Annotated in this window: 20 protein-coding genes and 2 tRNA genes; 18 read left to right on the forward strand and 4 right to left on the reverse strand. The window is 72.4% G+C overall.

Going from position 1 to position 19,938, the window contains the following annotated elements:
* Positions 1-207: 207 nt before the first annotated feature.
* Complete coding sequence (locus tag IE332_RS16205) at positions 208-621, reverse strand: SsgA family sporulation/cell division regulator (protein ID WP_030056266.1); 414 nt, start codon at positions 619-621, stop codon at positions 208-210.
* A gap of 195 nt (positions 622-816) precedes the next feature.
* On the opposite strand from IE332_RS16205, the gene IE332_RS16210 reads away from it, so the two are divergent.
* The 3 genes from IE332_RS16210 to IE332_RS16220 all read left to right on the forward strand — a co-directional run bounded on the left by IE332_RS16210 (position 817) and on the right by IE332_RS16220 (position 1,712).
* Complete coding sequence (locus tag IE332_RS16210) at positions 817-1,281, forward strand: TIGR02611 family protein (RefSeq protein ID WP_189916587.1); 465 nt, start codon at positions 817-819, stop codon at positions 1,279-1,281.
* A gap of 78 nt (positions 1,282-1,359) precedes the next feature.
* Positions 1,360-1,431 (forward strand) — tRNA-Val (locus tag IE332_RS16215).
* A 209-nt stretch (positions 1,432-1,640) separates the two neighbouring features.
* Positions 1,641-1,712 (forward strand) — tRNA-Val (locus IE332_RS16220).
* An 80-nt stretch (positions 1,713-1,792) separates the two neighbouring features.
* Here the strand turns inward: IE332_RS16220 and IE332_RS16225 are convergent.
* Positions 1,793-2,560, reverse strand: a complete 768-nt coding sequence (locus IE332_RS16225) for a 3'-5' exonuclease (RefSeq protein ID WP_189916589.1) — start codon at positions 2,558-2,560, stop codon at positions 1,793-1,795.
* A gap of 168 nt (positions 2,561-2,728) precedes the next feature.
* Here IE332_RS16225 and IE332_RS16230 point away from each other — a divergent pair, with 168 nt between their 5' ends.
* The 4 genes from IE332_RS16230 to IE332_RS16245 all read left to right on the forward strand — a co-directional run bounded on the left by IE332_RS16230 (position 2,729) and on the right by IE332_RS16245 (position 7,256).
* On the forward strand, positions 2,729-3,283 hold the full coding sequence (locus tag IE332_RS16230) for a DUF4365 domain-containing protein (protein ID WP_189916592.1): 555 nt from the start codon (positions 2,729-2,731) through the stop codon (positions 3,281-3,283).
* 34 nt (positions 3,284-3,317) lie between these two features.
* Entirely contained in the window at positions 3,318-4,481 is a 1,164-nt protein-coding gene (locus IE332_RS16235; RefSeq protein WP_189916594.1) for a hypothetical protein, read from the forward strand.
* Between the two features lie 88 nt (positions 4,482-4,569).
* Positions 4,570-6,549, forward strand: coding sequence for a threonine--tRNA ligase (gene thrS, locus IE332_RS16240; protein ID WP_189916596.1), 1,980 nt, complete (start codon positions 4,570-4,572; stop codon positions 6,547-6,549).
* Between the two features lie 146 nt (positions 6,550-6,695).
* Positions 6,696-7,256 (forward strand): HIT family protein, encoded by a 561-nt coding sequence (locus IE332_RS16245; RefSeq protein ID WP_189916598.1) that lies wholly within the window; start codon positions 6,696-6,698, stop codon positions 7,254-7,256.
* Positions 7,257-7,333: 77 nt separating this feature from the next.
* On the opposite strand, the gene IE332_RS16250 is transcribed toward IE332_RS16245, so the two are convergent.
* On the reverse strand, positions 7,334-8,980 hold the full coding sequence (locus tag IE332_RS16250) for an AbeC-like domain-containing protein (protein ID WP_189916600.1): 1,647 nt from the start codon (positions 8,978-8,980) through the stop codon (positions 7,334-7,336).
* 281 nt (positions 8,981-9,261) lie between these two features.
* Between IE332_RS16250 and IE332_RS16255 the strand changes: the two genes are divergently transcribed.
* Positions 9,262-9,612, forward strand: a complete 351-nt coding sequence (locus IE332_RS16255; protein WP_373313743.1) for a thiol-disulfide oxidoreductase DCC family protein — start codon at positions 9,262-9,264, stop codon at positions 9,610-9,612.
* 32 nt (positions 9,613-9,644) lie between these two features.
* Here the strand turns inward: IE332_RS16255 and IE332_RS16260 are convergent, their stop codons facing one another.
* Entirely contained in the window at positions 9,645-11,693 is a 2,049-nt protein-coding gene (locus tag IE332_RS16260) for an elongation factor G-like protein EF-G2 (protein WP_189916604.1), read from the reverse strand.
* Between the two features lie 277 nt (positions 11,694-11,970).
* Between IE332_RS16260 and pgsA the strand changes: the two genes are divergently transcribed.
* The 10 genes from pgsA (at position 11,971) to ruvA (ending at position 19,927) form a co-directional block, all read left to right on the forward strand.
* Positions 11,971-12,618, forward strand: a complete 648-nt coding sequence (gene pgsA, locus IE332_RS16265) for a phosphatidylinositol phosphate synthase (RefSeq protein WP_189916606.1) — start codon at positions 11,971-11,973, stop codon at positions 12,616-12,618.
* Between the two features lie 16 nt (positions 12,619-12,634).
* Positions 12,635-13,597: a phosphatidylinositol mannoside acyltransferase gene (locus IE332_RS16270; protein ID WP_229928644.1), complete on the forward strand. Its 963-nt coding sequence runs from the start codon at positions 12,635-12,637 to the stop codon at positions 13,595-13,597.
* A gap of 90 nt (positions 13,598-13,687) precedes the next feature.
* Complete coding sequence (locus IE332_RS16275; protein ID WP_189916608.1) at positions 13,688-14,872, forward strand: glycosyltransferase family 4 protein; 1,185 nt, start codon at positions 13,688-13,690, stop codon at positions 14,870-14,872.
* A gap of 102 nt (positions 14,873-14,974) precedes the next feature.
* Positions 14,975-15,343: a 5-carboxymethyl-2-hydroxymuconate Delta-isomerase gene (locus IE332_RS16280; RefSeq protein WP_189916610.1), complete on the forward strand. Its 369-nt coding sequence runs from the start codon at positions 14,975-14,977 to the stop codon at positions 15,341-15,343.
* Between the two features lie 88 nt (positions 15,344-15,431).
* Entirely contained in the window at positions 15,432-15,932 is a 501-nt protein-coding gene (locus tag IE332_RS16285; RefSeq protein ID WP_189917272.1) for a hypothetical protein, read from the forward strand.
* 128 nt (positions 15,933-16,060) lie between these two features.
* Entirely contained in the window at positions 16,061-16,972 is a 912-nt protein-coding gene (gene pdxS, locus IE332_RS16290; RefSeq protein ID WP_189916612.1) for a pyridoxal 5'-phosphate synthase lyase subunit PdxS, read from the forward strand.
* A 103-nt stretch (positions 16,973-17,075) separates the two neighbouring features.
* On the forward strand, positions 17,076-17,699 hold the full coding sequence (pdxT, locus tag IE332_RS16295) for a pyridoxal 5'-phosphate synthase glutaminase subunit PdxT (protein ID WP_189916614.1): 624 nt from the start codon (positions 17,076-17,078) through the stop codon (positions 17,697-17,699).
* Positions 17,700-17,809: 110 nt separating this feature from the next.
* Positions 17,810-18,568 (forward strand): YebC/PmpR family DNA-binding transcriptional regulator, encoded by a 759-nt coding sequence (locus tag IE332_RS16300; protein WP_189916616.1) that lies wholly within the window; start codon positions 17,810-17,812, stop codon positions 18,566-18,568.
* Between the two features lie 145 nt (positions 18,569-18,713).
* Positions 18,714-19,319 carry a crossover junction endodeoxyribonuclease RuvC gene (ruvC, locus tag IE332_RS16305; protein WP_189917274.1) on the forward strand — a complete coding sequence of 202 codons (606 nt, stop codon included), beginning with the start codon at positions 18,714-18,716 and terminating at the stop codon, positions 19,317-19,319.
* Positions 19,316-19,927 (forward strand): Holliday junction branch migration protein RuvA, encoded by a 612-nt coding sequence (gene ruvA, locus IE332_RS16310; protein ID WP_189916618.1) that lies wholly within the window; start codon positions 19,316-19,318, stop codon positions 19,925-19,927. Before ruvC ends, ruvA begins: the two co-directional genes overlap by 4 nt.
* Positions 19,928-19,938 lie beyond the last annotated feature (11 nt).

A 19,938-nucleotide genomic window follows, 5' to 3' on the forward strand; every position in this document is an offset into this window, starting at 1 on the left:
GGGCCGGCCACCCGCTTGGGTGGCCGGCCCCGATGCCGGGCGCTCGCGGTGCCGCGGACCCGCTCCGGTGGGAGCGGGCCGTCCACCGGCCCCGAGACCGCGTCGTGCGCGGCTGAGTCCGCTGCCGTGCCCCCGAGTAGGACGGCTGCGATGACGGCAGGGGGTGCGGCCCCGCCGTCGGCGGGGCTTGACCGCCTCCGGTCGAGTTCAGCTTTCGGCGAGGATGTGGGACAGCTCCCGGTCGAGGTCGAAGTGGCGGTGTTCGGTGCCGGGTGGCACCGCGGCGTCCGTCCGCTTGAGGAACGACTCAAGCGCGCGGGCAGGGGCCTCCAGCAGCGCTTCTCCTTCCGGAGAGCTCAACGCGATGCAGACCACCCCTTGCCCGTGACTGCGCGACGGCCACACCCGGACGTCGCCGGTACCGGTGGGTCGGTGCAGCCCCTCCGCGAGGAGATCTCGGGCGAACACCCACTCCACGGTCTCGTCGGCGCCCGTGTGGAACGTGGCGTGCACGGCGTAGGGGTCGGCGGTGTCGTAGCGCAGGCCCGCGGGGACGGGCAGTGAGGACTCGCTGGACACGATGAGGCGCAGGTGCAGCTCGCAGCTGACCGTGGTGTTCATAAGCGCCATGGCCTTTCGCTCAGTGTGCGCTCGGGGAATCGCACGTCGGCGAACGGACCATCCCACCCCCAAGACCGATGTAAACCCCTCTGTCCCGATTCGGGCGCGAGTCGTACCCCTTACGGCGCATTGCGGAATCGTCCCGGTGCGGCCGGGCCGGGCATTACCGAGGCACTTCTTGGTTAGTTTCCTGGCATGACTGTGCGAAACGACAAGACGGGCGGGAACACGAGAACGGGTGAAGGTCTCCATCCGGATGACGCGGCGGGCGCGGGCGCGGGCGGACGGGCGGCCGGCTCCCGGGCCCCGGCCTTCGTGCGCCGCTCCCCGGCGCTGCACCGGGCCTGGCAGGCGGCGGTCTTCCTGGCCGGCCTGGTGGTGGTCGGGCTCGGGGTGGTCATGCTGCCGATGCCCGGCCCCGGCTGGGTGGTGATCTTCCTGGGCATGGGGATCTGGGCCACCGAGTTCGCCTGGGCCCGGCTGGTCCTGAGCTGGACCCGCCGCAAGGTGGCGGAGGCGGCCCAGCGGGCCCTGGACCCCAGGGTGCGCCGCCGCAACCTGACGATCACCGCGATCGGGCTGGCCGTCCTCGCCGGCGCGGGCGGCTGGTACTTCGCCCGCTACGGCCTGGCCGTCCCCTGGCGGCTGAGTGAGAGCTGAGCGGCCGGGCCCGGGCCGGGGGAGCCGGGAGGGTGTTCGGACCACCCTCCTGGATGCGGTAATGTTTTCCCTGCACCCGGGCGATTAGCTCAGCGGGAGAGCACTTCGTTCACACCGAAGGGGTCACTGGTTCGATCCCAGTATCGCCCACCGGAATGCATTGTGATACGTGAGGCCCAGCCGATTATCGGCTGGGCCTCACGTGTATTTCCGGAATCCGCCTGAAGGGCCGTCGGTAATCGCCTGAGGCACAGTCACCTTCCGCGCCCGGCGCGAGTTCTGCGGATGCGTCGGCGCACCCCCGGAAGGGCGAGTTGTACGACGACCCCCGAATGGTGCTAGAGTTCATCTCGTTGCCCGGGCGATTAGCTCAGCGGGAGAGCACTTCGTTCACACCGAAGGGGTCACTGGTTCGATCCCAGTATCGCCCACCGGACAGCACGCAGGCCCTGACCAGGAAATCGGTCAGGGCCTGCGGCGCGTTCGGGCCCGATGCCGTCGGAACCGCCCGCTACGCCGCCGCCTCGCAGCCGTGCTCCGGCTCCAGCCGGCGCCCGCAGCCGCACCGGGCCGGCCGCAACGGCCAGGAGAGGTCCACCCGCTCCGCCACCCCCGAGCGGTCGAACCAGCTCTGCAGCCCGCGCGCCTGCGCCGCGTGCCAGACCGCCTGCCGCAGGTGCAGCTCCGCCGCCGTCAGTTCGCCGAGCGCCGCCGGGTAGCGGGCGCCTATTCGGCGGGTCAGCGCCAGCGCCGCCGCCGCGTCCGCCGCCGCCTCGTGCGCCCCGGTCAGCTCCACCCCGTAGTGGGCGCACAGGTCGGTCAGCGTCCGGCGGCCCTTGCGGTAGCGGTCCACGTGCTTGTCCAGCACCCGCGGATCCAGCACCAGCAGCCCGGCCGCCTCCAGGCCGCCGATCAGCGTCAGCCCGTGGTGCCGGCGCAACTCCCGGTCCAGCAGCGTCAGGTCGTACGGCGCGTTCATCACCACCACCGGACGGCCGGCCCGCGCCTGCGCCGCCAGCGCGCGGGTGACCTCCGCCACCACCGTGCGGGCGGGCCGGCCGTGCAGCCGGACCTGTTCGTCGGTGATGCCGTGCACCGCACGGGCGCCGTCCGGGATCGGGACGCCCGGATCGGCGAGCCAGGTGGTGGTCCGCACCGGTGCGCCCGGGGCGAGTTGGACGACCAGGGCGGCAGAGACGATCCGGTCGTTCTCCACGTCCACGCCGGTGGTCTCGGTGTCGAAGGAGGCGAGTGGGCCGGTGTACCAGTGCTGCTGCATGACTGCCCCTCAGGCGTGCGTTCCGCGCCCGGTTGATACCCGGTTCTGACGCTCCTTCAACCCGTTTGGCCCAGGCGGGACCGGGGATCCTGCCCTTGACTGTCCCGTTCGAATCGACCCGCCCGTTCGAATCCGGACGGGCCCGGAGCCGGGGGAGGCGACGGGGCGATGGCACTGACACAGCCGCAGCCCGACGAGGCGGCGGCCGTCCTGCGGGGGAACCTCGCGGTCACCGCCTGCATGGAGACGCTGCAGGTCGGCTACCTGCACGCGGTCGCCGCGGCGGCCGGCTGCTCGCTCTCCCAGCCGTTCCCGGACAACGGCATCGACTGGCAGGTCAACCACGGCTCCCGGGCGCACGAGGTGGACGACGAGGTCACCATCAAGATCCAGCTCAAGGCCACCCAGCAGATCGCCCCCGACCCGGCCGGCCGGTTCTTCAGCTTCACCCTGGACAACGACCACCTGCGCAAGCTCGCCCGCTCCCGGGTCGCCGTGCCCCGGATCCTGGTCGTGATGCTGCTGCCGAGCCGGGTCGACCACTGGCTCCGGGCCCGCCCGGACGCCCTGGAGCTGCGGCACTGCTGCTACTGGGTCAACCTGGCCGGCCACCCGGTCACCGGACAGCGGCGCACCAACGTCCGGGTGCCCACCGACAAGGTCTTCGACGACCGCGCGCTCTGCGACATCATGGCCCGGGTCGGCGCGGGTGGAAGCCCGTGACCGCGCCCGGCCCCCACAGCGAGGAGCCGACCCCATGACACCGTCGTACGAACCGGGCGAGCCGCCCCGGGCCCTGCCCGACCCGGCCACCGTGGACCCCGCGGTGCTGGCCACCCTGCTCGCCCGGCACGGCTGGGTCCGCCGGGGCGGCCCGGCCGCCCGCTACGGCCGCTGGACCCCGCCCGACGGCGAACCCGGCACCAGCCTCCTGGTCCCGGCCGGGGAGGGATTCGACGACGCCGTCGACCTCCTCGCCGACGCCGTCACCGCGCTCTCCCGCTCCCGCACCCCCTCCGCCCGCTCGATCCTGCTCGCCCTCGCCGTGCCGGGCGACGAACTGCGCTGGCGCCGCGAAGCCCCCGGCCCCGCCGAGGCCACCCCCTGGGACGACGCCGAGCGGCTCCGGCAGGCCGCGCGCGGGATGCTCGCCGCCGGGGCCAAGGCCGCCCGCACCAGGGCCGCCTACTTCGGCGCCCGGCTGGACGGCCCCGCCGGGGACTTCCTGGACCGCGTCCTCGTGGTCGAACAGGGCGCCGCCCTCACCGCCTACACCCCCGCCCCCGAGGGCCGGGCCGCCGTCACCACCCTGGTGCGCGCCCTGGAGGCGCTGCGCGACGCGGTCGACTACCGCCGGGTCAGCGGCGGGCCCGAGGCCTTCGAGAACGCCGTCCAGGCCGGGGTCAGCCGGGAGCTCGTGCAGTCCGTCGAGGAGCTCGTGCGCGGTACGACGGCGGCCCGGCTCACCGTCGCCTGGTCGCCCGCCGCCGGGACACCGGGCGGCTTCGGGGACCGCCGGGTCGTCCTCGACTTCTCGCCCGGCGACCTGCCCGCCCTCACCGAGGCCGCCGAACTGCTGGAACGGATCGAACCCGCGGTCGCCGTCACCGTGGTCGGCGTGGTCACCCGGCTCAAGCGCGCCGACCCGGCCGGACCGGGCTCGGTACGGCTGCGGGTGCTCGGCGGCGCCGAGGTCCGCGAACTCAAGCTCCGGCTGCCCGACCCCGACTACCGGCTCGCCGCCGAGGCCCACCTGGCCGGCCTCCCGGTCCGGGTCTCCGGCCGGCTGGAGCGGCACGGCGGCTTCCGCCGGTTGACCCGCCCGCACGGGCTGGAGCTGTGCGGCTGGGAGGAAGGGGACCGCGAGCGACTGCTGAAGGCGCTCGGGGAGGGGCCGGAAGAAGGGGGAGCAGGGGCGTAGGTGGACGGCGGGGGCGGCGCTCTCGGTACCATCGTCACGCGCAGCGCAGTGTTGCGTCCTCTGAAATCCAGCACGTCAGGAGAGACCGGTGACGGACGTCCGGGTAATCATCAGCCGCGAACCCGATCGGGAAGAGCGCGTGGTGACGACGGGCACCACGGCCGCCGAGCTCTTCGCCGACGACCGCTCGATCATCGCCGCCCGCGTCGGCGGCCAGCTCAAGGACCTCGCCTACGCCGTCCAGGACGGCGACGAGGTCGAGCCGGTCGAGATCGGCAGCAAGGACGGCCTCGACATCCTGCGCCACTCCACCGCGCACGTCATGGCCCAGGCCGTGCAGCAGCTCTACCCCGAGGCCAAGCTGGGCATCGGCCCGCCGGTCAAGGACGGCTTCTACTACGACTTCGACGTCGAGAAGCCCTTCCACCCCGATGACCTCAAGGCCATCGAGAAGAAGATGCAGGAGATCATCAAGCGCGGGCAGAAGTTCTCCCGCCGCGTGGTCACCGACGAGTCCGCCCGCGAGGAGCTGGCCGCCGAGCCGTACAAGCTCGAACTGATCGGCCTCAAGGGCTCCGCCGCCACCGCCGGCGAGGGCGCCGACGTCGAGGTCGGCGCCGGCGAGCTCACCATCTACGACAACCTGGACGCCAAGAGCGGCGAGCAGTGCTGGGGCGACCTGTGCCGCGGCCCGCACCTGCCCAGCACCCGCCACATCCCGGCGTTCAAGCTGATGCGCAACGCGGCCGCCTACTGGCGCGGCAGCGAGAAGAACCCGATGCTCCAGCGCATCTACGGCACCGCCTGGCCGACCAAGGACGAGCTCAAGGCCCACCTCGACTTCCTGGTCGAGGCCGAGAAGCGCGACCACCGCAAGCTCGGCAACGAGCTCGACCTCTTCTCCATCCCCGAGGAGATCGGCTCCGGCCTCGCCGTCTTCCACCCCAAGGGCGGCATCATCCGCCGGGCCATGGAGGACTACTCGCGCAAGCGGCACGAGGAAGAGGGCTACGAGTTCGTCTACACCCCGCACGCCACCAAGGGGAAGCTCTTCGAGAAGAGCGGCCACCTCGACTGGTACGCGGACGGTATGTACCCGCCCATGCAGCTCGACGAGGGCGTGGACTACTACCTCAAGCCGATGAACTGCCCGATGCACAACCTGATCTTCGACGCGCGCGGCCGCTCGTACCGTGAACTGCCGCTGCGCCTCTTCGAGTTCGGGACGGTGTACCGCTACGAGAAGTCCGGCGTGGTGCACGGCCTGACCCGGGCCCGCGGCTTCACGCAGGACGACGCCCACATCTACTGCACCCGCGAGCAGATGGCGGAGGAGCTCGACTCCACGCTGACCTTCGTGCTCAACCTGCTCCGCGACTACGGTCTGACCGACTTCTACCTGGAGCTGTCGACCAAGGACGAGCAGAAGTTCGTCGGCAGCGACGAGACCTGGGAGGAGGCCACCGCCGTCCTGGCGGCCGTGGCCGAGAAGCAGGGCCTGCCGCTGGTCCCGGACCCGGGCGGCGCGGCCTTCTACGGCCCGAAGATCTCGGTGCAGGCGCGGGACGCCATCGGGCGCACCTGGCAGATGAGCACCATCCAGCTCGACTTCAACCTGCCCGAGCGCTTCGATCTCGAGTACACCGCGGCGGACGGCTCGCGCCAGCGGCCGGTCATGATCCACCGCGCGCTGTTCGGCTCGATCGAGCGCTTCTTCGCGGTGCTGCTGGAGCACTACGCCGGCGCCATGCCGCCGTGGCTGGCCCCGGTCACCGTGACCGGCATCCCGATCACCGACGAGCACGTGCCGTACCTGCTGGAGGTCGCGGCCGAGCTGAAGAAGCAGGGGATCCGGGTCGAGGTGGACACCTCGGACGACCGGATGCAGAAGAAGATCCGCAACGCCCAGCGCAGCAAGGTGCCGTTCATGCTGATCGCCGGCAACGACGACGTCGAGGCGGGTGCGGTCTCCTTCCGCTACCGCAACGGCGAGCAGAAGAACGGCGTCCCGCGTGACCAGGCGATCGCCGAGATCGTGGACGCTGTGGCGCGCCGTATCCAGGTGTGACGTGGTCCCCGCATCAGCGGGGGTGGCCCGGACCCGGTCAAGTACGTGGGTTGGGACGACACGTAGGCCCCGCCCACGCGGGGGTGCGCGGGGCAGGCTCTCGATGAGTCTGCCCCGCGCGGCTTTGCATCCACCGTCGGGCGAATATGCTGATCAGCATGACGACTGAGCCGGAACTGCAGCGGGGCGTCGGGGAGCCGGACGGCTTCCGCCGCCTGTGGACCCCCCATCGGATGGCGTACATCCAGGGTGAGAACAAGCCCACCGGCCCGGCTCCGGACGACGGTTGTCCGTTCTGCTCGATCCCGTCGCTGAGCGACGAGGACGGGCTGGTCGTCGCCCGGGGGAGCGCCGTGTTCGCGGTGCTGAACCTGTACCCGTACAACGGCGGGCACCTCATGGTGGTCCCGTACCGGCACGTGGCCGACTACACCGAGCTGGACGGGGCGGAGACGGCCGAGCTGGCGGACTTCACCAAGAAGGCGATGACGGCCCTGCGGGCGGCCTCCGGGGCGCACGGGTTCAACATCGGGATGAACCAGGGCACGGCGGCCGGTGCCGGGATCGCGGCGCACCTGCACCAGCACGTGGTGCCGCGCTGGGGCGGGGACACCAACTTCATGCCGGTGGTCGGCCACACCAAGGTGCTGCCGCAGCTGCTGGCGGACACCCGGAAGATGCTGGCCGAGGTCTGGCCGCAGGGCTGACCCGGAACGTGCGCGAAGGGGCCCGTCACCGAGGAGATCGGTGGCGGGCCCCTTCGTCCGTCCGGCGCCGGCCGGGCTCAGCCGGCGTTGAAGGTGTCTACGTCGTACGGCCGGGGGCTCTGCGCCTCGGACTTGATGATCGAGGTGCGGGTCTTGAAGAAGCGGTCGGCGTCGAGGTCGTGCTCCCTGAGGAACTCCAGGGTGGCGGTGTGGACGGCGTTGAGCACCGGGACGGAGGCGTTCATGGCGTTGTCGACCATGGAGCGGTTGTCCCAGGCGCGGCCGGCCCAGACGTGCCGCAGACCGAACGGTTCGGGCAGGCCGAGCCCGCCGCCGAGCCAGCCGAGCAGGCCGGGCATCCGGTAGAAGGGGGCGCGGACGGCCTGGCGGACGACCTCGTCGTTGTCGATCAGGGGGAGCTTGATGGTGCGCTCCTCCCAGAACTTCACGGTCTTGGAGACCGTTTTCTCCTTGTCCTTCGGCTTGTCGAAGAAGACGCCCTTGACCGGGCCGAGCGCGTAGCCGGCGACCGAGATGTTCAGCACGTCGGCGAGCAGGGTCACCGTGATGGTGAAGGTGAGGACCAGCTTGCCGTCGTGGGTGATGAACTGGGTGGCGAGGTAGTGCCGGGGGCCGCCGGAGAAGGTCTGCTTGTCGGCGATGCTCTGGACGGCGAAGTCGCGCATCCGGTCGCCGTCCATGTCGGCGTTGCCGGGGCGGCTGATCTCGTCGGCGCCCTCGCCGATGTCGAAGACCACCCACTGCTTGATGGTGACGTTGGGCATGCCGCTGTTGGCGACATGGCTGATTCCGAGGCCCTTGAGGTGGGAGGAGATCCGGCGGATCAGGTCCCAGGGGTGGAAGGCCCGGAAGTCGGCGTGGCCCTCGGCGGGGTGGAGGGTGTCGGCGAGGCGCCACTCGCCCCAGCGGCGGCCGGCGCCGAGGATGCCCTTGGGGCCGGCGTAGTGGTGGACGTTGGTCTCCTGCTCGCCGTCCAGGCGGCCGAGCTTGTCGCGCAGCGCGGTGGCCTTCTTGTCGAGGTCGTCGCGGGGGACGGCCTTGGCGACGGTGGCGGCGACGGCGGAGCCCTCGACCAGGGACTGCCAGCGGCCCCGCAGGTCCTTGGCGGAGCGCTCGACGATCCGGCGGGCGAGGTACCAGCCGATGACCGGGGCGAGCATGGTGACCCGCAGGTAGACGCCGAGGACGCCGGCGGCCGGCGGGCGCAGCACCAGGAAGACGGCGAGGGCGGCGGTCAGGGCGAGCACGATTCCGCCGTAGGCCGCGGCGTTCTTGGGGTTGTCCCGTTTGAGCCAGGCGCGCACCTGGAAGGCGGCGAGCCAGAGCAGGGTGCCGGGGAGGAAGAGCGCGCCGGTGACGAGGGTGACGGTGGTGAGCTGCCGGTCACGGGTGTTGCGCAGTTCCTCGGCGGCGAGGCAGTGTTCGACGACCTGGCGGGTGTCGACGCCGAAGGCGGGGACGATGGGTTTGCGCTCCCCGCCGAGGGCGCGCGAGACCAGGGCCTTGCTGAAGGCCTCGCCGAGGTTGGGGCGGAAGAGGGCGAAGCGGCCCTTCTTCTCCTTGGCGTCGGTGACGGCCGTGACGAAGCCGCCGATCTCGCCGTCGCGGTACGCGGCCGAGGAGAGCGCCTGGGTGACGGCGGTCTGCGGGCCGGCGTCGGTCCGGGGTATCTGCGCACCCGGGGTCATGTCGAGTGTGGTCACGGTGGCGTCCCCTCCTCCCCTTGTCAGCGGCAGGTTACCGTGCTGCGGCACCCCCGCGCGGATGATCGTCTGAAGTACCGTCACGATCGAGCCGCACCGGGCCCGGGAGGCATGATGCCCATGTTCGGGCAGGTCGATACCCGCGGGAGCGGGTCGGTGTGGGGTGGAGGAGGATGGTGGGTGGAGGCGAGGAAAGGGGAACCGCTGTGAAGGATCCGGTGCTGGTCTTCGACGGGGACTGCGCGTTCTGTTCGTCGTGCGTGCGGTGGGGGGAGCGGTACTTGAGGCAGACCTTGGCCTCGGGGGGCTGGGAGCCGGTGGCGTTCCAGTTCGCGGACCTCGACGCCCTGGACGCGCGGGCCGGCGGCCGGGGTGAGGTGTCGGCGGAGCGGGCGGAGCGCGAGGTGCTGTGGGTGACGCCGGCCGGGCGGGTTTACGGGGGCGCGCAGGCGGTCGCGCGGCTGCTGATGCGCTCCGGCGGGGTGTGGGCGTACCTGGGCGCGGTGTTGACGCTGGCGCCGGTGCGGCCGGTGGCGGGTCTGGCCTACCGGTGGGTGGCGCGCAACCGGCACCGGATGCCGGGGGGTACGGCGGCCTGTGCGCTGCCCGACCGCGGCGTCGGCCGGGCGTAGGTGCGGGTAAGTCCGGTCGTCCGTACGGTCGTTCAGCCGGTGTGGCGCTCGGCCAGGGCGGCCGGCATGGGTTCGTGGCGCAGGTAGGCGCGGGTGAACTCGGCGGTGCCGTGGGTGAGGGCGCGCAGGTCGACCGGGTAGCGGGTGAGTTCGAGCTCGGGGACCTCGGCGCGCAGCAGGGTGAGGCCGGGGCCGCCGGTCTCGGTGCCGAGGACGCGGCCGCGCCGGGCGGAGAGGTCGCCGAGGACGGCGCCGAGGTAGTCGTCGGGCGCCAGGACGCTGACGGCGGCGACGGGTTCGAGCAGGCGGATGACGGCGTGTTCGGCGGCGTCGCGCAGGGCGAGGGCGGCGGCGTTCTGGAAGGACGCGTCGGAGGAGTCGACGGAGTGGGCCTTGCCGTCGGTGAGGGTGACCCGGACGTCGACGAGCGGGTAGCCGGTGGAGACGCCCTTGGCGAGCTGGGCGCGGACGCCCTTCTCGACCGAGGGGATGAAGTGCTTGGGGACGGCGCCGCCGACGACGTGTTCCTGGAACTCGAAGCCGGAGCCGGCCGGGAGGGGTTCGACCTCCAGGTCGCAGATGGCGTACTGGCCGTGGCCGCCGGACTGTTTGACGAGCCGGCCGTGGCCGGCGGCGGCGGTGCCGAAGGTCTCGCGCAGGGCGACCTTGGGTTCGACGGTGTCGACGTGGACGCCGTGGCGGCTGCGCAGCCGGTCGAGGACGACTTCGGCGTGGGCCTCGCCGGTGCACCAGAGGACGAGCTGGTGGGTGTCCGGGTTCTGTTCGAGGCGTAGCGCCGGGTCCTCGGCGGCGAGGCGGGTGAGGGCCTGGGAGAGCTTGTCGTCGTCGGCCTTGCTGTGGGCTTCGACGGCGATCGGGAGCAGCGGCTCGGGGAGGGTCCAGCCGTCGAGTTCGACGGGGTGTCCGGGGTCGTGGACGGTGTCGCCGGCCCGGGCGGTGGTGAGTTTGGCGGCGCAGACGAAGTCGCCGGCGACGGCGTGCGGGACGGGGCGCTGGAGTTTGCCGAAGGGGCTGGTGAGCGCGGTGACGCGTTCGTCGCCGTTCTGGTCGGCGGTGTGGGCGGGGCCGACGAGGTGGATCTTGGTGTCGGGGCGCAGGGTGCCGGCGTACACGCGCAGCAGGCTGATCCGGCCCACGTAGGCGTCGCCGGTGACGCGGACGACCTGGGCGGCGAGCGGGGCGTCGGGGTCGCAGTCGGGGCCGGGGCGGGTGCGTTCGGTGGGGTCGGGGAAGGTGTGCGCGATGAGGTCGAGGAGTTCGGCGGCGCCGAGGCCGTTGTCGCTGGTGGGGACGGCGGGGTGGAGGGCGCAGTCGAGGACTTCGCGGCGCAGGCCGGCTTCGAGGGAGTCGGCGTCGAGGGTGTCGCCGGCGAGGTAGCGCTCCATGAGGGTGTCGTCCTGGCCGGAGATGGCCTCGACGAGGCTGTCGTGGGCGGGGCCGGTGTCGGGGAGCGGGGTGGCGTCGCCGTAGGTGTCGCCGGTGAGCAGGTCGACGCTGCCGTCGGGCCGGCCGTCGTGGAGGACGGGCAGGAACAGCGGGCGGAGGGTGTCCGGGCCGAGTTCGAAGGCGTCGTGGCAGGTGGTGAGGATGTCGTCGAAGCCGGTGCGGGCGAGGTCGAGCTTGGCGACGGCGATGGCCCGGGGGATGCCCTCGGCGGCGCATTCGCGCCACAGGGCGCGGGTGGGGGCGGTGACCGGGTCGGTGGCGGAGACGACGAAGACGGCGGCGTCGGCGGCGTGCAGGGCGGCGCGCAGGTCGGCGCCGAAGTCGGGGTGGCCGGGCGGGTCGATCAGGTTGATCTTGACGCCCTTCCATTCGAGCGGCAGGAGCGCGAGCTGGACGGAGCGCTGCTGCTGGTGCTCGATGGGTTCGTGGTCGGAGACGGTGGTGCCGTCGGTGACGCGGCCGGCGCGGCCGGTGGCGCCGGCGGCGTGGGCGAGGGATTCGGCGAGGGTGGTCTTTCCCACACCGCTGGAGCCGATGAGGACGACGTTGCGCAGGTCCCGGGGGCCGGTGACGGCGGGCGCCTGGCCGGCTCGTGCCGTGCTGCGGTCGGGCATCGGGGTCTCCTCCCGTAGCGCCGAGGCTGTCCATCGCAGTCTAGGGTCGGGTCCTGTCCGGGCGCGTGCCGTGCGGCTGACCGGGGTACGTGTCGTACGGCCGGCCGGTGACCGTACGTGTGCGTGTCGTGGCGGGGCGGCGTCCGGCGGTGCGTGCGGTCGAGCGTGTCGTCGGCGTGGCTACGATGGGTGCGCCGGGCGGGCTGATCCGTCGGGCCGTCTGCCGCGTGTGTTGCGCCAGGCGGGTATCTGGAAGATCGGGGCGGCTGGGAAGGCCATGCTCAACAAATACGCGCGTGCCTTCTTCACACGTGTTCTGACCCCGTTCGCCGCGTTCCTGATCCGGCTGGGCGTGAGCCCGGACGCCGTGACGCTGGTCGGTACCGCCGGTTCGGTGGCCGGTGCGCTGGTGTTCTTCCCGCGTGGGGAGTTCTTCTGGGGCACCATCACGATCACGCTGTTCATCTTCTCGGACCTGGTGGACGGGAACATGGCGCGGCAGCTGGGCCGGAGCAGCAAGTGGGGGGCCTTCCTGGACTCCACGCTGGACCGGGTCGCGGACGCGGCGATCTTCGGCGGCCTGGCCATGTGGTACGCGGGCAAGGGCGACAACGACCTGCTGTGCGCGGTGTCGATCTTCTGCCTGGCGAGCGGCCTGGTGGTGTCGTACACCAAGGCGCGGGCGGAGAGCCAGGGCCTGCCGTGTGACGTGTCGGGGCTGGTGGAGCGGGCCGAGCGGCTGGTGGCCAGCCTGGTGGCGGCCGGTGTCGCGGGTCTGCACACGTTCGGTGTGCCGTACGTGGAGTGGCTGCTGCCGGTGGCGCTGTGGCTGGTGGCGGTGGGCAGCCTGGTGACGGTGTTCCAGCGGATGCTGACCGTGCGCCGCGAGGCGTTCGAGGCCGACCGAGCGGCGGCCGGGAGCTGATGGGGGGCGTCCTGCGGTGACGGACCGACTGGTGTACTGGGCGTACGCACTGGGCTGGGGGCTGTTGAAGCACCTGCCGGAGCGGGTGGCCCGGGGCCTGTTCGACCGGCTGGCGGACTACGCGTGGCGCAAGCGCGGCAAGCGGGTGCTGCAGCTGGAGGCGAACCTGCGCCGGATCCGTCCGGGCTTGGACGAGGCCGGGCTGCGGTCGCTGTCGCGGGCCGGGATGCGGTCGTACCTGCGGTACTGGATGGAGTCGTTCCGGCTGCCGGTGTGGAGCCGGGAGCGGGTGGCCCGGGACGTGCGGGTGGACGGCTTCGAGCACCTGCGGGGGGCGCTGGAGTCCGGTCGCGGCGCGGTGATAGCGCTGCCGCACATGGGCAACTGGGACCTGGCCGGTACCTGGGTGGCGCAGCAGGGCTACCCGTTCACCACGGTCGCGGAGCGGTTGAAGCCGGAGCGGCTGTTCGACCGGTTCGTGGCGTTCCGGGAGGGCCAGGGCATGGAGGTCCTGGCGCTGACCGGTGGTTCGGTGAACGTGATCGGCACGCTGGCGCGGCGGCTGCGCGAGGGCCGGCTGGTCTGCCTGGTGGGGGACCGGGACCTGTCGGAGGCGGGCATCGAGGTGACCTTCTTCGGTGAGGCGACCCGGATGCCGGCCGGTCCGGCGGCGCTCTGCCAGCGGACCGGGGCGGCGCTGCTGCCGGTGACGCTCTGGTACGAGGGCCCGGTGCTGCGGGCGCTGATCCACCCCGAGGTGACGGTGCCCGAGGAGGGCGACCGCAAGGAGCGGACCCGGGCGATGACCCAGGCGATGGCCGGGGTGTGGGAGCGGGGGATCCGCGAGTACCCGCAGGACTGGCACATGCTGCAGAAGTTCTGGCTGGCCGACCTTCCGGCCCGTGAGACGGTGGAGGAGCCCGCCGCGGTGCGCGCGGAGGCGGCGCCGGAGCCCGCGGCCGAGGCTTCCGGGTCCTGAGTCCGACCTGTCCTGAGCCCGTGCCGAGCCCCGTGCTGAGCCCGACCCGTCCTGAGCCCGTACGACCGTCCGAAGGAGCTTGAGGTATCCGTGAAGATCGGCATCGTCTGCCCGTACGACTGGGACGTCCCCGGTGGGGTGCAGTTCCACATCCGGGATCTGGCCGAGCACCTGATCGGCCTGGGGCACCAGGTGTCGGTGCTGGCGCCGGCCGAGGACGACGAGGCGCTGCCGCCGTACGTGGTCTCGGCCGGGCGGGCGGTGGCGGTGCCGTACAACGGGTCGGTGGCCCGGCTGAGCTTCGGCATCCTGTCGGCGGCGCGGGTGCGGCGGTGGCTGCACGACGGGCGCTTCGACATCCTGCACGTGCACGAGCCGGCCTCACCGAGCCTGTCGATGCTGGCGGCCTGGTCGGCGACCGGGCCGATGGTGGGGACGTTCCACACCTCCAACCCGCGGTCGCGGGCGATGATCGCGGCCTCGCCGATCCTGCAGCCGGGCCTGGAGAAGATGCGGGCCCGGATCGCGGTCTCGGAGTACGCCCGGCGCACCCTGGTGGAGCACCTGGGCGGGGACGCGGTGGTGATCCCCAACGGCGTGGACGTGGGCTTCTTCGCGGAGGCCGAGGCGGACGAGCGGTGGACGGGCCACGCGGCGAAGGGCGAGCCGGGCACGATCGGCTTCATCGGCCGGATCAACGAGCCGCGCAAGGGCCTGCCGACGCTGCTGGCGGCGCTGCCGAGGATCCTGGCGGAGCGGCCGGGGGTGCGGCTGCTGGTGGCGGGCAAGGGCGACGAGGAGGAGGCCGTCGCGGGCCTCGCGCCGGAGGTGCGCCGGCAGGTGGAGTTCCTCGGCATGGTGAGCGACGCGGAGAAGGCCCGGCTGCTGCGCAGCGTGGACCTGTACGTGGCGCCGAACACCGGTGGTGAGAGCTTCGGGATCATCCTGGTCGAGGCGATGTCGGCGGGCGCCCCGGTGCTGGCGAGCGATCTGGACGCGTTCAAGCAGGTGCTGGACGGCGGGGACGCCGGCGAGCTGTTCCCGGTGGAGGACGCGGACGCGCTGGCCCGTACGGCGCTGCGGCTGCTGGGTGATCCGGCGCGGCTGGAGGAGCTGCGGAAGGCGGCTTCGCGGCACGTGCGGCGGTTCGACTGGTCGACGGTGGGCGCGGACATCCTGGCGGTGTACGAGACGGTGACGGCCGGGGCCGCGGCGGTGGTCGAGGAGGACGTGCGCAGCGGGCGGCGCGGCCGGTTCGGGCTGGCCCGGGACTGATCCGGTGGCCGCCGGCCGGTCGCGGCGGGGTCGGCCTCGGCCCGGCTGTAGGTGGGGTTAGGGTCGGGCGCGACCATACCGCCTGACCGCATGGGGGAACCGATGCCGCAGATCTCCGTGGACTACTCGGCCGGCCTGGCCGGCACCTTCGACCGCCGGGCGCTGGGCCTGGCGATCAACCGGCTCGCCGAGGAGACGATCGACGCGAAGCCGGAGTCCTGCAAGACGGTGTTCCGGCCGAGCGAGGAGCTGGTGGTCGGGACCAGCGGGATGAGCGGGGACGTCCAGGTGTTCGTGGAGTTCCAGATCTTCCCGGGGCGCTCGCCGGAGGCGAAGGCCGCGCTGGCCGAGGGCGTGCTGAAGCTGGTGGCCCGGTACGTGCGGCCGCGGCCCGGTGCCCGGCTGTTCAGCGCGGTGGACATCGCGGACATCGACCGGGACTGCTACCGCAACGCGGTGGTGCTGGGCTGACGCCGGTCGGGGCGGCCGGTGACACCCGGTAACGTAGCGGCCCGTGACTACCTGGATCTGGGCCGGCGTGGCCGTGGTGCTCTTCGGCATGTACCTGAGTTGGACGGCCGGCCGGCTGGACCGGCTGCACGCCCGGATCGACGCCGCGCGGGCGGCGCTCGACGCGCAGCTGGTCCGCCGGGCGTCGGTGGCGATCGAGCTCGCGACGTCCTCGCTGCTGGATCCGGCGGCCTCGCTGCTGCTGCTGGACGCGGCGCACGCGGCCCGGCAGGCCGAGGACGAGCACCGCGAGGTGGCGGAGAGCCAGCTGAGCCTGGCGCTGCGGGCGGTGCTGGAGGAGCCGGAGCAGGTGGCGGCGCTGGTGGCCGAGCCGGGCGGCGAGGAGGCGGTTCGTGAGCTGACGGCCGCGGTGCGCCGGGTGCCGATGGCCCGCCGGTTCCACAACGACGCGGTGCGGGCGGCGCGGGCGGTGCGCGAGCACCGGCTGGTGCGGTACTTCCGGCTGGCGGGGAAGGCGCCGTTCCCGATGGCCTTCGAGATGGACGACGCTCCGCCGCCCGCTCTCACGCCCGAGGGGGCGCCTGCTTAGGGTGGCCACGGATACGGCCCGTTTGTCGTGTCCCGTCGTCCTGGCTGGACTCGGTGGCGCATGGATGGGCCACCTGTTCCGCCTACCATAGGGCGATAGCACTGGTTCATCTTCGAGTGAGGTCTCACGTGTCCACCACCCCCACCACCGCAGACCAGCCGCAGATCGGCACCGCCCGGGTCAAGCGGGGCATGGCCGAGCAGCTCAAGGGCGGTGTGATCATGGACGTGGTCAACGCCGAGCAGGCCAAGATCGCCGAGGACGCCGGCGCGGTGGCCGTCATGGCGCTCGAGCGGGTTCCGGCCGACATCCGCAAGGACGGCGGCGTGGCCCGTATGTCCGACCCCAACATGATCGAGGAGATCATCGAGGCGGTCTCCATCCCGGTGATGGCCAAGTCCCGCATCGGCCACTTCGTCGAGGCCCAGGTCCTGCAGTCGCTCGGTGTCGACTACATCGACGAGTCCGAGGTGCTGACCCCGGCCGACGAGGTGAACCACTCGGACAAGTTCGCCTTCACCACCCCCTTCGTGTGCGGCGCCACCAACCTGGGCGAGGCGCTGCGCCGCATCGCCGAGGGCGCGGCCATGATCCGCTCGAAGGGCGAGGCCGGCACCGGCAACGTCGTCGAGGCCGTCCGCCACCTGCGCCAGATCAAGAACGAGATCGGCCAGCTGCGCGCCCTGGACAACAACGAGCTGTACGCCGCCGCCAAGGAGCTGCGCGCCCCGTACGAGCTGGTCAAGGAGGTCGCCGAGCTCGGCAAGCTGCCGGTCGTGCTGTTCTCCGCCGGTGGCGTGGCCACCCCGGCCGACGCCGCGCTGATGCGCCAGCTGGGCGCCGAGGGCGTCTTCGTCGGCTCCGGCATCTTCAAGTCGGGCGACCCGGCCAAGCGCGCCGCCGCCATCGTGAAGGCCACCACCTTCTTCGACGACCCGAAGGTCATCGCGGACGCCTCCCGCAACCTGGGCGAGGCCATGGTCGGCATCAACTGCGACACCCTGCCGGAGACCGAGCGCTACGCCAAGCGCGGCTGGTAGTCGCCCCGCAGGTTCCGAGGGCACGGGCCCGCCGCAGCGTTCCGGCGCTGCGGCGGGCCGCGCCACGTAGTCCCGTAGTAACGATCGATTGAGGTTGAAGACCGTGAGCACTCCAGTCATCGGCGTCCTCGCCCTGCAGGGCGACGTCCGCGAGCACCTGGTGGCGCTGGCCGAGGCCGACGCGCTCGCCCGTCCGGTGCGCCGGGCGGAGGAACTGGCCGAGGTCGACGCGCTGGTGATCCCCGGCGGGGAGTCCACCACCATGTCCAAGCTGGCGCTGCTGTTCGGCGTGATGGACCCGGTGCGCGAGCGGGTCGCCGCCGGCATGCCGGTCTACGGCACCTGCGCGGGCATGATCATGCTGGCCGACAAGATCCTGGACGGCCGCGAGGACCAGGAGACCGTCGGCGGCATCGACATGACGGTGCGCCGCAACGCCTTCGGCCGCCAGAACGAGTCCTTCGAGTCCGGGATCGCCTTCGCGGGCCTGGACGACGCGCCGGTGCACGGCGTCTTCATCCGCGCCCCCTGGGTCGAGGCGGTCGGCGCGGGCGTCGAGGTGCTGGCCGAGCTGCCCGCCGCGGACGGTCCGGACAGCCGGATCGTGGCCGTGCGCCAGGGCAACCTGCTGGCCACCTCCTTCCACCCGGAACTGACCGGCGACCACCGGGTGCACGCGTACTTCGTGCGGATGGTCGAGGAGCACCTCGCGGCGGCCGCGCGCTGACCCGCACCGGGCGCGCCATCACCGCGTGCTGACCGTGTGCGCCTCACCGGTGACGACACCGGTAAGATCTCATCTGTTCATTTCCCTTTGGCGACGTAAAGGAGCTGGCGATGTCCGGCCACTCTAAGTGGGCTACCACCAAGCACAAGAAGGCCGTGATCGACGCCAAGCGCGGCAAGCTCTTCGCCAAGATGATCAAGAACATCGAGGTGGCGGCGCGCACCGGCGGTCCCGACCCGGCGGGCAACCCGACCCTGTACGACGCCATCCAGAAGGCGAAGAAGAGCTCGGTCCCGATCGACAACATCAACCGCGCCGTCAAGCGCGGTGGCGGCCTGGAGGCCGGCGGCGCCGACTACCAGACCATCATGTACGAGGGCTACGGCCCGAACGGCGTCGCCGTCCTGATCGAGTGCCTCACCGACAACCGCAACCGCGCGGCCTCCGACGTGCGCGTCGCGATGACCCGCAACGGCGGCTCGATGGCCGACCCGGGCTCGGTGTCGTACCTGTTCGCCCGCAAGGGCGTCGTCATCGTCCCCAAGGCCGACGGCGTGGACGAGGACAAGCTCTTCGAGGTCGTCCTGGACCAGGAGCCCGAGGAGATCAACGACCTCGGCGACACGTTCGAGATCGTCTCCGAGGCCTCCAAGATGGTCGCCGTGCGCACCGCGCTGGTGGACGCCGGCGTCGACTACGACTCGGCCGAGGCCAACTTCCTCCCGAGCATGCAGGTCGAGCTGGACGTCGACGGCGCCCGCAAGATCCTCAAGCTGATCGACGCCCTCGAGGACAGCGACGACGTGCAGAACGTCTTCGCCAACTTCGACATCTCCGACGAGGTCGGTGCGCAGCTCGACGCCGAGTAACGGCACGAGTGGTCGTTCTCACTGCCCGGCCCGGTGGTCCCAGGACCGCCGGGCCGGTGTCGTCGGCCGGGTTGTCGGACCCGGGCGGTAGCCTGCGGAAGTTCACCCGCCACAGCCGGCGGGTCACGGGAGGCGGGGCGAAGTGGTGCGGGTACTGGGTGTGGACCCGGGGCTGACCAGGTGCGGGGTCGGCGTGGTCGAGGGCGCGCCGGGCCGGCCGCTGCGGATGGTCGGGGTCGGGGTGGTGCGCACGCCCGCCGACGCCGAGATCGGTCAGCGGCTGGTCCAGGTCGAGCAGGGCATCGAGGCCTGGCTGGACGAGCACCGGCCCGACCTGGTCGCCGTCGAGCGGGTCTTCGCCCAGCACAACGTGCGCACCGTGATGGGGACGGCCCAGGCCAGCGCGGTGGCGATGCTCTGCGCGACGCGGCGCGGCATCCCGGTCACCCTGCACACCCCCAGCGAGGTCAAGGCGGCCGTCACCGGCTCCGGCCGGGCCGACAAGGCGCAGGTCACGGCCATGGTGCAGCGGCTGCTGCGGCTGGACGCGCCGCCCAAGCCGGCGGACGCCGCGGACGCGCTGGCGCTCGCGATCTGCCACATCTGGCGCGGCGGGGCGACCAACCGCCTGGAGGCCGCCGTCCTGGCGGCCCGCGCCACGTCCGGGTCCGCCACGTCCGGGTCCGCCACGTCCGGGTCCGCTCCCCGTTCCACCCCCCGATCCACCCCCGTGAGAGGAACAGTCCGGTGATCGCCTTCGTGCAAGGGCCCGTGGCGGCCGTCGCCGCCGGTACGGCGGTGGTCGAGGTCGGCGGGATCGGGATGGCCGTGCAGTGCACCCCGAACACCCTGGCCGGTCTGCGGCTGGGCGAGCCGGCCCGGCTGGCGACCTCGCTGGTGGTCCGGGAGGACTCGCTGACGCTCTTCGGTTTCGCGGACGACGACGAGCGCGCCGTCTTCGAGATCCTCCAGGCCGCGCCGGGCGTCGGCCCCAAGCTGGCGCAGGCGATCCTCGGCGTGCACAGCCCGGACGCGCTGCGGGCCGCGATCGCGGGCGGCGACGAGAAGGCGCTGGTCGCGGTCCCCGGCATCGGCAAGGCGAAGGCCGCCAAGCTGCTGCTGGAGTACAAGGACAAGCTGGGCGCCCCGCACGGCGCGGTGCCGGCGCAGAAGCCGATCGCGAGCGGCCCGGCGCCGTGGAGCGAGCAGCTGCACTCCGCGCTGACCGGCCTTGGCTACGCCCCGCGCGAGGCGGACGAGGCGGTCGCGGCCGTCGCCCCGGAGGCGGAGGCCCAGCAGACGCCGGACGTCGGCGCCCTGCTCCGGCTCGCGCTGCGCGGTCTCAACCGCGCCCGCTGACGCCATCTGAC

Source organism: Kitasatospora xanthocidica (genome assembly GCF_014656195.1).
Classification (GTDB): domain Bacteria; phylum Actinomycetota; class Actinomycetes; order Streptomycetales; family Streptomycetaceae; genus Kitasatospora; species Kitasatospora xanthocidica.

Coding starts and splice junctions, on each gene's coding strand:
- IE332_RS16225 (WP_189916589.1), bottom strand. CDS start 2,560: ATGCAGCAGCACTGGTACACCGGCCCACTCGCCTCCTTCGACACCGAG.
- IE332_RS16260 (WP_189916604.1), bottom strand. CDS start 11,693: ATGCCCGACCGCAGCACGGCACGAGCCGGCCAGGCGCCCGCCGTCACC.
- IE332_RS16210 (WP_189916587.1), top strand. CDS start 817: ATGACTGTGCGAAACGACAAGACGGGCGGGAACACGAGAACGGGTGAA.
- pgsA (WP_189916606.1), top strand. CDS start 11,971: ATGCTCAACAAATACGCGCGTGCCTTCTTCACACGTGTTCTGACCCCG.
- IE332_RS16205 (WP_030056266.1), bottom strand. CDS start 621: ATGAACACCACGGTCAGCTGCGAGCTGCACCTGCGCCTCATCGTGTCC.
- IE332_RS16230 (WP_189916592.1), top strand. CDS start 2,729: ATGGCACTGACACAGCCGCAGCCCGACGAGGCGGCGGCCGTCCTGCGG.
- IE332_RS16285 (WP_189917272.1), top strand. CDS start 15,432: ATGTACCTGAGTTGGACGGCCGGCCGGCTGGACCGGCTGCACGCCCGG.
- IE332_RS16280 (WP_189916610.1), top strand. CDS start 14,975: ATGCCGCAGATCTCCGTGGACTACTCGGCCGGCCTGGCCGGCACCTTC.
- IE332_RS16245 (WP_189916598.1), top strand. CDS start 6,696: ATGCTGATCAGCATGACGACTGAGCCGGAACTGCAGCGGGGCGTCGGG.
- IE332_RS16300 (WP_189916616.1), top strand. CDS start 17,810: ATGTCCGGCCACTCTAAGTGGGCTACCACCAAGCACAAGAAGGCCGTG.
- IE332_RS16235 (WP_189916594.1), top strand. CDS start 3,318: ATGACACCGTCGTACGAACCGGGCGAGCCGCCCCGGGCCCTGCCCGAC.